Source organism: Roseburia sp. AM51-8 (assembly GCF_003478275.1).
Lineage (GTDB): Bacteria > Bacillota > Clostridia > Lachnospirales > Lachnospiraceae > Pararoseburia > Pararoseburia lenta.
The window spans coordinates 1-13,543 of record NZ_QUEY01000004.1 but is presented as its reverse complement, the minus strand read 5'-3'; the positions used below and the strand labels follow the sequence as shown (position 1 = coordinate 13,543).

The 13,543-nt window shown below is 46.6% G+C and carries 11 protein-coding genes and 3 pseudogenes; 11 read left to right on the top strand and 3 right to left on the bottom strand.

Going from position 1 to position 13,543, the window contains the following annotated elements:
* Positions 1-7: 7 nt before the first annotated feature.
* Positions 8-1,609 (top strand): MBL fold metallo-hydrolase RNA specificity domain-containing protein, encoded by a 1,602-nt coding sequence (locus DW996_RS09305; RefSeq protein WP_118535529.1) that lies wholly within the window; start codon positions 8-10, stop codon positions 1,607-1,609.
* On the opposite strand, the pseudogene sigG reads toward DW996_RS09305, so the two are convergent.
* The 3 genes and pseudogenes from sigG to DW996_RS09290 all read right to left on the bottom strand — a co-directional run bounded on the left by sigG (position 1,578) and on the right by DW996_RS09290 (position 4,648).
* Positions 1,578-2,379, bottom strand: a pseudogene (sigG, locus tag DW996_RS14870) (RNA polymerase sporulation sigma factor SigG). The gene DW996_RS09305 and the pseudogene sigG overlap by 32 nt on opposite strands.
* Before the next feature lie 114 nt (positions 2,380-2,493).
* Complete coding sequence (locus tag DW996_RS09295; RefSeq protein WP_118535528.1) at positions 2,494-3,837, bottom strand: threonine/serine ThrE exporter family protein; 1,344 nt, start codon at positions 3,835-3,837, stop codon at positions 2,494-2,496.
* A 13-nt stretch (positions 3,838-3,850) separates the two neighbouring features.
* Positions 3,851-4,648, bottom strand: coding sequence for a DUF4866 domain-containing protein (locus tag DW996_RS09290; protein ID WP_118535527.1), 798 nt, complete (start codon positions 4,646-4,648; stop codon positions 3,851-3,853).
* Between the two features lie 123 nt (positions 4,649-4,771).
* Between DW996_RS09290 and DW996_RS09285 the strand changes: the two genes are divergently transcribed.
* The 10 genes and pseudogenes from DW996_RS09285 (at position 4,772) to DW996_RS09250 (ending at position 13,313) form a co-directional block, all read left to right on the top strand.
* A complete protein-coding gene (locus tag DW996_RS09285; protein ID WP_118281936.1) occupies positions 4,772-5,683 on the top strand; it encodes a LysR family transcriptional regulator in 912 nt (303 codons plus the stop codon).
* Complete coding sequence (locus DW996_RS13625; RefSeq protein ID WP_279220163.1) at positions 5,680-5,805, top strand: hypothetical protein; 126 nt, start codon at positions 5,680-5,682, stop codon at positions 5,803-5,805. The genes DW996_RS09285 and DW996_RS13625 overlap by 4 nt, the downstream gene beginning before the upstream one ends.
* Positions 5,806-5,971: 166 nt before the next feature.
* Positions 5,972-7,342, top strand: coding sequence for a GGDEF domain-containing protein (locus DW996_RS09280; protein WP_118535526.1), 1,371 nt, complete (start codon positions 5,972-5,974; stop codon positions 7,340-7,342).
* A gap of 24 nt (positions 7,343-7,366) precedes the next feature.
* Positions 7,367-8,209, top strand: coding sequence for an aldo/keto reductase (locus tag DW996_RS09275; RefSeq protein ID WP_118281934.1), 843 nt, complete (start codon positions 7,367-7,369; stop codon positions 8,207-8,209).
* Between the two features lie 37 nt (positions 8,210-8,246).
* Entirely contained in the window at positions 8,247-9,569 is a 1,323-nt protein-coding gene (locus DW996_RS09270; protein WP_147403552.1) for a methyl-accepting chemotaxis protein, read from the top strand.
* A 20-nt stretch (positions 9,570-9,589) separates the two neighbouring features.
* The gene (locus tag DW996_RS13420; protein ID WP_147403551.1) at positions 9,590-9,931 is read left to right on the top strand and encodes a hypothetical protein; all 342 of its coding nucleotides are present in this window, start codon (positions 9,590-9,592) and stop codon (positions 9,929-9,931) included.
* Positions 9,932-10,073: 142 nt separating this feature from the next.
* Positions 10,074-10,694 (top strand): zinc dependent phospholipase C family protein, encoded by a 621-nt coding sequence (locus tag DW996_RS09265; RefSeq protein WP_118281932.1) that lies wholly within the window; start codon positions 10,074-10,076, stop codon positions 10,692-10,694.
* Positions 10,695-10,881: 187 nt separating this feature from the next.
* Positions 10,882-11,130: pseudogene (locus DW996_RS09260) on the top strand (MFS transporter); the annotation flags it as partial.
* 129 nt (positions 11,131-11,259) lie between these two features.
* A pseudogene (locus DW996_RS09255) lies at positions 11,260-12,701 on the top strand (TIM-barrel domain-containing protein); the annotation flags it as partial.
* A 6-nt stretch (positions 12,702-12,707) separates the two neighbouring features.
* Positions 12,708-13,313 carry a hypothetical protein gene (locus DW996_RS09250; RefSeq protein WP_330428885.1) on the top strand — a complete coding sequence of 202 codons (606 nt, stop codon included), beginning with the start codon at positions 12,708-12,710 and terminating at the stop codon, positions 13,311-13,313.
* The last annotated feature ends 230 nt before the right edge of the window (positions 13,314-13,543 follow it).

Sequence of the window (13,543 nt, the reverse complement as noted above, 5' to 3'; positions counted from 1 at the left end):
AGAAGGTATGATCATTGAATTTCTGGGGGCAGCCCATGAGGTGACAGGTTCCTGTCATTATGTGGAAGTGGGCGATAAGAAGTTTTTGGTGGACTGCGGCATGGAGCAGGGGCCGGATATCTATGAAAACCAAGAGATCCCGGTACAGGCGAGCAGTATTGATTATGTCTTTGTGACCCATGCACATATCGACCATTCGGGGCTTTTGCCACTTTTGTATGCGCATGGTTTCCGGGGGCAGATCTATGCGACAGAGGCGACGTGTGAACTCTGCAACATCATGTTAAAGGACAGCGCACATATCCAGACTTTTGAGGCAGAGTGGAAGAACCGTAAGGCAAAACGTGCCGGAAGGCCGGAGGTCACACCTTTATATACGGTTGAGGATGCCGCAGGTGTCTTGGAGCAATTTGTGCCGGTGCATTACCATGAGACGATCAAGGTCTGCGATGAGATCACGGTCCGCTTTGTAGATGCCGGACATCTTTTGGGATCATCGTCCATTGAAGTCTGGCTGACAGAAGGAAATGAAAAGCGAAAGATGGTTTTTTCCGGGGATATCGGACAGGGAAACCGACCGCTCATTAAGGAGCCGGAATACTTAAAAGAGGCAGACTATGTGTTAATTGAATCCACCTATGGAGACCGCTTGCATGAGGCGCCGATCGATTTTGCCAAGGCTTTGGCACAGATCATGCGATCTACGTTTCAGGCGGGAGGCAATCTGGTCATACCGGCATTTTCCGTCGGCAGGACACAGGAAATGCTCTACTTTATCCGCAGGATCAAAGAGGAGGGCATGCTGTCTGATTTAGAGGATTTTGAGGTCTATATGGATAGTCCCTTGGCGGTGGAGGCAACTGCGGTCTTTCATGATAATGTATCGGAATGTTTTAGTCAGGAAGCAAAGAGGTTGATCGCCGAGGGCAAGAATCCGATCCGTTTTCCGGGTTTAAAGATGGCAGTGACCAGTGATGAGTCCAAGATGATCAACTTTGACATGAAGCCAAAGGTCATTATTTCGGCATCCGGTATGTGTGAGGCAGGCCGTATCCGCCACCATCTCAAGCACAACCTCTGGCGACCGGAATCTACCATTCTTTTTGTGGGATATCAGGTGCCGGGGACTCTAGGCTTTAACCTTTTAAATGGGGCTAAGGAGGTCAAACTCTTTGGTGAGACTGTCCATGTGGAGGCACGGATTGAAAATCTGCCGGGGATCAGTGGTCATGCCGATAAGAATAAATTGCTGGATTGGATGGGCGGCTTTGAAAAGGCGCCAAAGAAGGTCTTTGTCGTACATGGGGAGGATGCTGTCTGTGATTCTTTTGCAGATGCCATCCATGAAAAATACGGCTATGAGGCGTATGCACCTTATTCCGGCGACCGCTTTGATCTTCTGACCGGAGCCTGCTTGGAGCAGGGCAGCCGACAGGTAAAACAAAAGAAGACGCCATCCTCCAAGGCATCTTCCAATGTATTCGCCAGACTGCTTGCCGCAGGAGAGCGGCTTATGCGCGTGATCCGGGACTGCGAGGGCATGGCGAATAAGGATCTGGCAAAATTTGCCGATCAGATCAATGCTTTGAGCGACAAGTGGAGCCGGTAAGATAGTGCTCCATGGATTTTAAGGCGTTTTTTTCGAGGCGGGAAACCTGGGCTTGGGAGATCTGGATCTCAGAGGCAACTTCCATTTGGGTTTTCCCTTCAAAAAAACGCAATTTTATGATATGGGATTCTCTTGGACTTAAGGTTCCAAGGGCATCATTTAAGGAGAGACTTTCGACCCAGTTCTCTTCTTTATTTTTTTGTCACTGATCTGATCCATGACATATAAGGTATCGCCGCCATCATTGTAGATAGGATCATAGAGGGACAGGGGGCTTTGCATGGCATCTAAGGCATAGATCATATCTTCCACCGGGATGCCTGCGGCAGCGGCGATCTCGTCCATGGTAGGTTCTGTTACGCTGGTGCGCAGGAGATTTTCTTTGGCAACGATTGCTTTGTAAGCGGTATCGCGCAGGGAACGGGAAATGCGGATACTGCTGGAAGTGTCACGCAGATAGCGGCGGAGTTCGCCTATGATCATGGGAACAGCATAGGTAGAAAACTTGACATTCATAGTCGGGTCAAAATTGTCAATGGATTTGATGAGCCCGATGCAGCCAATCTGAAAGAGGTCGTCCAGATTTTCCCCATGACCGGAAAACGTTTTAAGACACTGAGCACCAGGCGCAGATTTCCCTTGATATAGGTCTCGCGTGCCTGCGCGTCCCCTGCTTTTATCTTATCCCAAAGTTCATTCTTTTCTTCATCGGATAGTAAGGGCAGTTTGGCAGTGTTGACACCGCAGATCTCAACCTTGTATGTGCTCATAAAAAAGACCTCCAACTTCAACTACTTTTAGTGTTGCCAAGTTGTAGATCTTTTATGCGCCACAGGGACGTTCCTTTTGCCATAAGGAGTGTCCCTGTGGTATCTCTGTGGTATCTAGGTGCAATAGCGGAAGGTTTTGTCGGTGAGGATGCGGGCAAAGATCAGCCCAAGAGGCAGGGCTAAGATAACAAGGAGTGCGGATGCCAGCCAGGAAGCCGCAGCCGTCAGGTTCATAATGCCAAGATTATAAAAGCCCTTGTAAAGGAAAAGCCCCGGAACCATGATGACAATGGATGGCACGGTCAGGGAGATACGCGGATAGCCTGCCAATCCCTTTAAGGTGGAGGCTAAGAGACCGGCGATAAAAGCCCCGATAAAGGCTGCAGCGGCAGGTGGCAGGGCAAGCAGGTCGATTAGTTCCAGCCTTACGGTATTGGAAATGGCACCGATCAGACCGGCGGCAAGTGCCAGTCGCACGGGACTGTTAAACATAATGGAAAAGCCAAAGACCCCGCAGCAACTGGCGAGCAGGCGGAGCAGGATCCATTGCCAGAGGACTAAGTTCAAAGGCAAAAAGTCCATAGGCTGTAAGCCCAAAGACATAGCCAGGATCCATGCGGTCATGGTAGCGACCGTAATGATGATCAGCGAGTAGACCAGACGCTCGGTGCCGGATCGCATATCCAGTTTGGCGAGATCGATACCGCTTGTAATGAAAGGAAAGCCGGGAATGATAAATAACATGGAGCAGATATAGCCGGCTTCGTGCTCCAGCCGTACCGCAAAGATGACCTCTAAGAGTTTTAATAAAAGCGTGTAGGACAAGCATGCGGCGGAAACGGAGGCAATGATGCACAAAAATAAGGTAAAGTGGTGCTTGGACAGTTTACAGCGGATGTAATTGCCGATGCCCGCGCCGACAAAGGCGCAGAGCATTTCCACAATGCCGCCGCCCAGCAGAAAAGTGAAGGCTCCGCAGGCTAGAGCGGCAGAGGCGGCTAGTGTGAGTGGTGAGTATAAGCCATGTATTTTTTCGATATCATCCAGAGCAGAATGAATCTGCTCACAGGTCTGCTGTCGTTCGTTTTTGGAAAAATTGGAAACAAACTTTTCCAGACGGTTCAACTGCGAAGTGTTGACTCCGGTATTGGTCAGGCAGAGAGACTGGCTGAAACTGTCGTTTCCGTCAATACAGGTATAGTTGATCGACATGAGTCCAATGTCCACTGTGCAGGTGATGTCCATGAGTTCGGATAGGGTATTCATGGAACTGCGGACACGCCAGGCTCCGGTTCCGCATGCTAACATCATGATGCCGACACGCCCGATGACAGATGCCTTGGCAGGCAGTGTGGCAGAGATGATCGGCATGGTATCGTTGGGGTCGCTGTAGTCATGCCATAAAATATCCATATGGTTTTTTTTGATGCCGGGTTGGGCTTGTAATGTATTCATCATGCTGCCTCTTTTCCTAGAGATCCAGACTGTCACTGCCGGCAGTCTTTATCATTTCTTCACGGCAGGAAAGTACCAGTCCGTCGATCACACTTAGGTGCTGCAGCATCTTATTTTCAAACTGATGGATGGGAAGCAGGACGCCGAGTTCATCAAACGATTTGCCGGAGCGGATGCCGGTTTCCTGTCCGTAATATACAATAGCGGAATAGGCTTCTTCCTGAATATCATGGAAAGTCGACCAGATTACATCATAAGCCTGGGCTTCGGTCAGACCTAATTTTTTGGTATCCGGCAGGGCATAGAGGATGAGGATGCCGCGCTCCCTGTTTTCCGCTTTCTCGCAGATATCCATACCGGAGGTGTAGTAGCGAACCAGATCATAGGCGTCGGCGAGATAGAGTTTGGAACGTGGGGCGGCATGATGCGCCTGATAGATCTCATGGAATTTCTTATATTCATGTCTGGAGACAAGGTCTGCCTTGTCATTGAGCAGGTTTCCGTCCACATCGGTCAAAAGGACAGGATTTTCTCCATTCTTCCCATGAAAACGCTTCGGGATAAGGTAAGTTTCCTTTAAAAGGTCAAACATGCTGCGGTTAAACAGTTCCAGCAGTAAGGCACTGACATCACCGTTTTTGTAAGCGCCCAGCAGGACTTCTGCAAAATGATGGGGATCCGGGTCCGTTGTGCGCTTGTCATCACACAGATGATCGTAAAAAGCATCCATCAATCGTTCACAATACTGGTCAGAAGACAGGATTCTGGAAAACATATTTTCCACTTCTTCTTCTCTTGGTAATACCAATGACATAAAAATCATCTCCTATTTTAGTTGTTTTCTCTTTCTAATGTGATTATAATTTTATGGTAGCAATAAATAAAAGATATTATTGATATGATAATGATCATGATTTGATATGATAGAGGAAGGCCTATGAATGTCAATTTTGAGTATTATAAGATCTTTTACTATGTGGCAAAATACAAGAACTTTACCAAGGCGGCACATGCCTTAAATAACAGCCAGCCCAATGTGACCCGGGCTATGAATTGTCTGGAACATGAGTTGCGTTGCACCCTTTTTGTCCGCACCAACCGTGGGGTTTATCTGACTCCGGAGGGCGAAAAACTCTATGTCAGAGTGTCTGCCGCCATGCAGCAATTTCAACTGGCAGAGGAAGAATTGTCGGATTGTGTAGGTTTGGAACACGGAACGATCTCCGTAGGCGCCAGTGAGATCGCCTTAAATATCTTTCTTCTGGACCATCTGCGGGTTTTTCACAGGGAGTATCCGGGGGTACGCCTAAAGATCAGCAACCATTCGACCCCGCAGGCGATCCGTGCGGTGCGCAGTGGAGAAAGCGATTTTGCCGTGGTGACGACGCCCATACAGGTAGAAGCGCCGCTCAAAGAAGTTCCTCTGGAGGATTTTCAGGATATTCTGATCGGTGGTCCCATGTTTTCAGATCTTTTGGGACAAAATAAGAAGTTGAAGGATCTGCAGGGCTATCCTTTGATCTGTCTGGGGCAGGAGACAACGACCTACCGCTTTTACCATGAGTGGTTCCGGGCGCAGGGAGAGGAATTTTTGCCGGAAACCCAGGTGGCGACGAGCGACCAGGTACTGCCTCTGGTAAAAAGTGATCTGGGACTGGCTTTTCTGCCACAAAAGATGGCGGAACCTGCCCTTATGGCGCAGGAGGTGATCGGGATCCGACTGGAGGAAGAAATCCCGGCGCGCAGGATCTGTCTGGTCTACGATGCCAAACGCCCGATGAACGCTGCAGCACAGAAACTCAAAAAGATACTGATCGATAAAGATGTGATGGAGGAGAAGAAAGCATGACACTGCAACAATTAAAATATGTCATCACCGTAGCGGAGGTGGGCACGATCACAGAGGAGGAACAGTGGGCAAAATTAAAACTGGTCAAGGAAGTGGCAGAAGAAGTATGGCAGGATGCATGATGATAGGATGCCAATACATCTTTTGCAGGAAAAAGCACAAGATCCAGTATATTTTTTGACGACAAAATACACTTATTAGTTGGAGAAACGAATAAAGGATGGTATAATATACATATTGCGATAGATAATTCCAAAGCAAAATGCAAGGATTTGGAGACAATACAATATGGGGAAAGGATATGAACTGGAAAAAAGGGTTCTGGCAATGATATCTGAACAATATGAGGGCATATATCAGTTGAACCTGGCGGACAAGAAGGTCATCTGCATCTATGACGGACGGGATGCATGGGGAACAGATGACGTTTTGGATCGTGACATCTGGAGAGATCGTCTGGTCGGACTTTGCCATCCGGAAGACAAAGAGAATCTACAATCTGTTTTGGCAGAGGATTCTCTTTTTCTGCTAGGGAAAAAAGAGGCAAAGACAGACAAGATCAGCAGGGATTTCCGTTTTATGATCGAGCAGGGCTACCGGTGGATCAACCTGATGCTGGTGCCGGATCCTGCGCATGGGCAGATCACGGTGACCTTTCGCGATGTGACCCATCGCTATGAGTATGATGAGATCATACGACGAAAGAATATGGAATTAAGGCGGATGTTACAGACTGCGGAACAGTATCGGGATGCTCTCTTGACTGAATCGGTTGTCTTATATCAGGTCAATTTTTCAAAAAACCTGATCGAGAATGAGATCTTCCAAAGAGATAAAAAGACCAATGGCATGGTAAGGGTATTGAATACCGTAGGCATCCATACACCATGTGCTTATGATGAATATTGCGCCAGATGGCAGGGCAGAGTGTCAAAGGATACGCTGGCGGAATACCGCAAGTTTTCCTCTGCGTCTTATATGGTGGAGGCTTATCAGGATGGGAAGACACTCTTGCGACAGGATTACCGCACCCTGGATTCCACGGGAGAAGAGATGTGGATCAATAAGACGATCTATCTGACCAAGGACAATATCCAGGGAGATATTATCGGTATTGTCAGCCTGCGCAATGTTACAGACCGCTATCGGCAGGATTACCTGCGGGAGTCTTTGGAAAAGCAGGCATCACTGGATCTATTGACCGGACTTTACAATCATGTGACTGGCGAACTTCTGATCAAGAGCAAGATCGATAACGAAAAGTACGTGGACGCTGCATTTATCATTTTTGACATAGATTCTTTCAAAAAGATCAATGATACCCATGGACATTATTTCGGAGACTGTGTCTTGCAAAAGGTATCCGATTGCCTCAAGGGCTGCATCCGTGAGGAACAGGACATTGCCGCACGATACGGCGGGGATGAGTTTGTCGTATTCATGACTTACAAGCAGGAGGATGACATCAAGGATATCGTTGAGCGCATCTTTGATAGTGTTTCCTGCCAGTATGAGGGGCTTGTCATCAGCGTCAGTATGGGCATCTGTCTTTCCAGCGCCTGTGATGGCGGCTATTATGACCTCTACAAGAAAGCGGACAAATCCTTATACGCTGCCAAGGCGGGAGGTAAGGGACAATATGTGTATTATGAGGCTTAGATACAGATAAAGGAGACTCTTTTTATGCAGACTATGACACTTTTAAATCAAACAAAGATACCTGTTTTAGGATTTGGTACTTATAAGATCACGGATCCGACACTTGCAAAAGAATCTGTAACAGAGGCAATTTGTCGTGGATACCGGCACGTGGATACAGCGGCTTTTTATGAAAATGAAGTTGCGGTTGGTCAGGCTATCCGGGACACGATAGCAGAAGGGGGTCTGGCAAGAAAAGATCTGTTTGTGACCAGTAAAGTTTGGAAAACAGAAAATACTTATGATAAGGTGATGGCATCTTTTGAAAAGACCATGGAGAATTTGGGATTAGACTATCTGGATCTCTATTTGGTACATTGGCCGGCATCGGACGCTTTTGACCCAGATTGGAAGGAGACAAATCGGCAGGTTTGGCGAGCCATGATCGATATTTATCGGAGCGGACAAGTGAAAGCCATCGGCGTGTCAAATTTTTTGGTGCGGCATTTAGAGACGATTTTGGAGATGGAAGTGCTTCCTATGGTGGATCAAATAGAAATCAATCCTGGATTTTTACAGAGAGAAACTGTGGATTTTTGCCAGAAACAGGGGATTATTGTTGAAGCGTGGAGTCCTTTGGGCAGAGGACGCATTTTTGATGACCCGACCTTGCTGTCCTTGGCAAATAAATACGACAAAACAGTAGCACAGATTGCACTTCGCTGGGAACACCAACACGATATTGTTGTACTACCAAAGACGGTCACACCGAGTCGGATGACGGAGAATATGCAGATTTTTGATTTTGAATTGTCTTATGATGATATGGAAACGCTGGATGGCATGGATCCCGTGGGGGCATCGGGGCATAGTCCGGATCAGGCATAGGGCATTAAGATATAAAGGATGTATGGAGGAATGAAAGATGAAAGAAAGTAAAGCAAAAAAGAGAGGAACGATCGCGGTAAAAATTGATGCACTTGTGCTGATCATGGTTATTCTATCTAACATTATCTGTCTGAGTGTACTGGTGTCCAGCAGTAGAAAATACATCAGATCGGCGGTGCAAAATAGCATGCTGGATATGGTAGATTCTTATGCGAAGTTGATTGAAACGGATATTGAACAAAGTGGCAAAGATGATTTGGATTATGATGGCTATGCCGCTATCTTAGACGATGTCGGTGTAAAAGGGATGGAGAGTTCCTATGTCTATGTGGTCGATGAAAATGGCACCATGTTATATCATCCGACGGAGGATAAGGTAGGCAATCCGGTAGAGAATACAGTCGTCAAAGGTTTGGTACAGCAATTGGCAGAGGGAGAGCATCCAAAAGATGCGGTTGTGACCTATGATTTTAATGGAGTAGAAAAATATGCCGGATATTCCATTATTGGTAATAACAATATTGTTGTTGTCAGTGCGGATGAAGATGATGCACTTACCGGAATCAATACCACAACAAGGACAGCCATTGGTATTTTGATCGTACTCATTATTCTGGCCAGCATTGCGGCACTTATTTTTGGCAGAAGGCTGGTAAAGCCACTTGTGACCTTAAGCGGTATTATTGAGGAGGTTGCCAATGGTAATATGAATGCCGATTTTTCCGGTATTAAAATTACCAATGATGAGATCGGCATGATGGCAACCAGTGTAAAAGATATGACGGGTACACTGGGCGGTATCGTAGAAAAGATTCGTGCTACCAGCGATGCTATGGCACAACACAGCAGCAAATTAAATGATACCAGCGAACAGACTCTGGCTGCCAATGGAGAGATCAGTAAGGCAGTAGAGGATGTTGCGATCGGTTCTACCAATATGGCGACTTCTATTTCCGATATCAATGTGGATCTGGGAAGTATGCATGATGAGACACAGACGATCGATGCTTCTGTTCTGGATATCGAAACCCAGACACATTCTGTATTGGAGAGCAGTGCTATCATGAACCAAAAGATGCATCATATGCAAAGTAGCAGTGAAAAGATGGAAGAAGGCATTGGCGTTATTGCAGAGCGTGTGGAAAAGGTCAATGCGGTTGTGGAAAAAGTCAGTGATATCATCGGCGTAATTGAAGATATTTCCGGACAGACCAATCTTTTGTCACTCAATGCATCCATTGAGGCTGCCCGTGCAGGAGATGCCGGTCGAGGATTTGCAGTGGTGGCAGAAGAGATTCGTGTGCTATCTGATAATACAAGCGGTGAATTAAATAATATCAAAGAGATTATTTCAGATTAGTAGAGGAGTGTCAGGCATGTATGCGGGCATCTCAGGAAGTTGTTTCCGATAATGCTGTGCAAAAAGAGGAGATCAGCAGCGTCTTGCAGGAGTTTGCTAGTTTAGATGATCAGATTGGTCGGACAGCGGACAAGGCGGAAGAAATCAAGGGCTTGGTAGATCAGATGGTTTGCTTGAATCAGAATATCACGGACAATAGTAATGGACTTACGGATGTAAGTTCTTCCAATGCTGCCGCAACCGAGGAAATGACAGCCAATATTGAGGAACTCAATGCCATGATGAATGGTGTGGCGGAAATGGCGGGACAGATGAATGAGCAGGCAGGATTCTTAAATGAGGCTTTATCTTATTTTAAATAGCATCTGTTCACAGAAATAACATGACTTTTACACAAAAGGTGGTATCTTTTTTACAGAGAACGTGGATAATGGTATATGTAAGGTAAAAAGAGAAAAGATGAGCGCGGGACTGGGCGCAGTGTGAAAGGGATGCAAAGCGTAAATGAAAACATTGAGTCACAAATATCTGGCAGAACATATCGCAGGGCAGTATCTGCGAGGTTTTTCCATGCTGGAAAAAAATGCATACATATATGGGGCAATTGCACCGGATGTCAACAAGGTCACCTATCTGCATGGATGGAAAGGTAATAAAAAGTTTTTCGGACACAATTATGAGAACAGCAGTCAGACCATGGATCATCTGATCAAAAAACTGGAACGGTCGACGCCGGGTGGAGGGATCTATTTTTACCGTCTGGGCAAGTTGACCCATTACATCGCAGACAGTTTTACCCATGTGCACAATGGCTATTTTACAGGCAGTCTTGCCGAGCATGTGCAGTATGAAAGTGCTTTGCACAAATGCCTGTTAGAACAGATCCCATTTCAAAAGATGGTCTTACCTACCTTTGATGTCAAGGCCCTGCATGAGCATCATGATACTTACGCAGACCTGTACCCATCCCTAGAGATCGATCTTTTATATATTTCATCCATGGTCTTGGCAGCGACCCTCTGTTATGCTGACAGACCCCAATACGTTGGCAGGATCTTATGGGATTTCCCAACATGGAGCGTACAGCAATTTCCGCGATTTTACAGACAGTTTACAACCTTTTAACAAAACGCAGATAGAAGCACCCTAAGGGGTGCTTTTATAATGTTATTTGTTATGGGAGATGAGTGCGCTGGCATGAAGCTTTTATCTCCTGTGACAGATACATTATTTTGCAGGTAAAAGGAGTATAAAATGAGTAAACTGAAACTGACAAAACTGGAAAAATCCTGGGTTTTGTATGATGTGGGTCATTCTGCATTTCTTCTGCTATATTGATGGCGTATATACCATTATCGATATGGCTACAGCGTATGGAACAGCACTGGGGCTGGATTCGACCGGACTTCTTTTAGCACTTCTGGTAACCCAGATCGTGGCATTTCCATCTGCATTGATCTTTGGAAGGCTTTCCCAGAAGTATGAGTCCAAGCATCTGATTCCGATCTGTATTGTGGCTTATACAGTGATCGCTGTTTTTGCCTTTTTCCTGGATTCCCAGACTAAAAGGCGCAGAGATCGGAGGAGAATTTCTTTGGCAAAAAAGAATATGTAAAATATCTGAAAATTGCGACCTCTCGCACAAGTTGTGGTATAATTATGACAACTTAGAGTGCGGGAGGTTTTTTCTATGGATCGTTTTTATGTGGAGGCTGCATCGATTGCAGAAAATAAGACCTATGTGAGCGGACAGATACGTCTGAGTATTATTACAGACCATATTTTGCGTCTGGAGCGTGTGGAAGGAGATACCTTTGCGGATCTGGCAACGCAGAAGATCATGCATCGTGATTTTGGCAGCCCGTCTTTTTCGGTAAAGGATAATATGCTGGATATCGAAGTGACGACGGCAGACCGGGTCTTTCATGTGGATAAGGAGACCCTGCTTGTGTCCGTGAAATTGGAGAACTACTGGGTAGACAGCCATCAGGTACATCCGCTGGGTGGGACATTCCGAACCCTGGATAATGGCTTGGGCGACCGTATTTTATTTGGAGAAAATAAGGGACCGGTCAAATTATCGGACAGTATCTTTTCTCTGGAGGGGGTAGCGGAGATCGATGATTCCGCATCCTATCTTCTGGAAGAAAACGGCACCTTATCTGCCAGAAGATCAGGCGATATCGACCGCTATATTCTGGCATTTGGCAAGGATTATCTGGGCGGTCTGCGCGAGTTTTACGGTTTGACAGGATTTACACCGCTTTTGCCCAAATACGCACTGGGAAACTGGTGGTCACGCTACTATGCATATAGGCAGCAGGAATATATTGATCTGATGGATAAGTTTAAAGACAAGGGAATCCCGCTTACCGTTGCCACCATCGACATGGACTGGCATCTGGTAAAAAATGTGCCAAAGGATGCGACGACCCACAGCAAATTCTGGGGCAGGGGCTGGACGGGCTATACCTTTGATACAGACTTATTCCCGGACTACAAGCAGTTCTTTCGCGACTTAAAAGAGCGGGGGCTTGCTATTACCATGAACCTGCATCCCCATGACGGCATCCGCTATTTTGAAAAGCAATATCCTGCCATGGCAAAGGCGAATGGCATTGATCCGGCAAGCAAGGAGCCGGTAGAATTTGACTTTACCGACCGGACATTTGTAGATTCCTATTTTGATCTGGTCTTACATCCTTACGAAGAAGATGGTGTAGATTTCTGGTGGATCGACTGGCAGCAGGGTCGCAAGTCCAATCGTCAGGGGCTGGATCCTCTGTGGCTGCTCAACCATTATCATACCTTAGATGCCGGGCGGGATGGCAGAACGCCACTTATCCTTTCGCGCTATGCCGGATGCGGCTCCCACCGTTATCCGCTGGGATTTTCGGGCGATACCATCGTGCGTTGGAAGAGTCTTGCCTACCAGCCGTACTTTACCCTTGCAGCATCAAATACGGGTTACAGTTGGTGGTCACATGATATTGGCGGGCATATGGGAAGCAAGGGCAATCCGGAACTCTATACCGCTGGGTACAACTGGGCGTCTTTTCTCCGATCAACCGTTTACACTCTACCCGGGATAAATGGAGCAAGGAACCATGGCTTTATGGGACAGAGGCAGAAAAGATCGTGACCAAGTTCCTGCAGTTGCGTCACCGCCTCTTGCCATATCTTTATACGGCAAATGTCAGGACGGCGCGGGAAGGACTTCCTATTGTCATGCCTATGTATTATCTGCATGACTGCAAGGAAGCCTATGAGGCAAAGACCCAGTATTACTTTGGCACGGAAATGATCGTGGCTCCGGTTGTGACCAGGCAAAATAAAGAGGGATTGGCACCGGTCAGTGTCTGGCTGCCGGGGGGCAAGTGGACAGACTTCTTTACCGGTCAGGTCTTTGAGGGCAATCATACCTATGAACTCTTTGTGCCGCTGGACCGCATACCGGTCTTTGTAAAGGAGGGCGGTATCGTGCCGCTTCTTGCCGATTACAGGAATAATGATCAGGAATTTAGATCTCTGGAAGTGTGTTTATATGCAGGTAATGGAAAGTATCGCCTGGAAGATGAAGCAGGCGGTATCGACTTCTCCATGCAAAAGACAGAGGATGGCATCGAGATCTTTGTCACAAAAGAGGAGACCTGTCCTACCGAAAAATTGGCAATCCGGGTCATTGGGGCAAGCGATACGGTTTATCATGTGCATGGAAATATGGAATACAGCATACAGATATAAGTTTAATTTCATACTATTTTAGTAGGCGATAGGGAGTACATCCTAAATGCATATAGGAATACGGGAAATGTACAAAATACAGGACATGAGCGTAAAAAAAGGCATAAAAAGGGTGTATTTCCTATCTTTATGTGGTAATATATCTTCGTGTGCCGCAGGGACGTTCCATTTGCCACAAGGAGTGTCCCATTTGGCGCAAATAGCCAATAGGGACACTCCTTGTGGCAAAT

What these genes read in the sequence shown, in the direction of transcription:
- DW996_RS09295 (WP_118535528.1), bottom strand. Translation starts at nt 3,837, where the DNA reads ATGATGAATACATTACAAGCCCAACCCGGCATCAAAAAAAACCATATG.
- DW996_RS09305 (WP_118535529.1), top strand. Translation starts at nt 8, where the DNA reads ATGATCATTGAATTTCTGGGGGCAGCCCATGAGGTGACAGGTTCCTGT.
- DW996_RS13420 (WP_147403551.1), top strand. Translation starts at nt 9,590, where the DNA reads ATGCGGGCATCTCAGGAAGTTGTTTCCGATAATGCTGTGCAAAAAGAG.
- DW996_RS09290 (WP_118535527.1), bottom strand. Translation starts at nt 4,648, where the DNA reads ATGTCATTGGTATTACCAAGAGAAGAAGAAGTGGAAAATATGTTTTCC.
- DW996_RS09275 (WP_118281934.1), top strand. Translation starts at nt 7,367, where the DNA reads ATGCAGACTATGACACTTTTAAATCAAACAAAGATACCTGTTTTAGGA.
- DW996_RS13625 (WP_279220163.1), top strand. Translation starts at nt 5,680, where the DNA reads ATGACACTGCAACAATTAAAATATGTCATCACCGTAGCGGAGGTGGGC.
- DW996_RS09265 (WP_118281932.1), top strand. Translation starts at nt 10,074, where the DNA reads ATGAAAACATTGAGTCACAAATATCTGGCAGAACATATCGCAGGGCAG.
- DW996_RS09280 (WP_118535526.1), top strand. Translation starts at nt 5,972, where the DNA reads ATGGGGAAAGGATATGAACTGGAAAAAAGGGTTCTGGCAATGATATCT.
- DW996_RS09270 (WP_147403552.1), top strand. Translation starts at nt 8,247, where the DNA reads ATGAAAGAAAGTAAAGCAAAAAAGAGAGGAACGATCGCGGTAAAAATT.
- DW996_RS09285 (WP_118281936.1), top strand. Translation starts at nt 4,772, where the DNA reads ATGAATGTCAATTTTGAGTATTATAAGATCTTTTACTATGTGGCAAAA.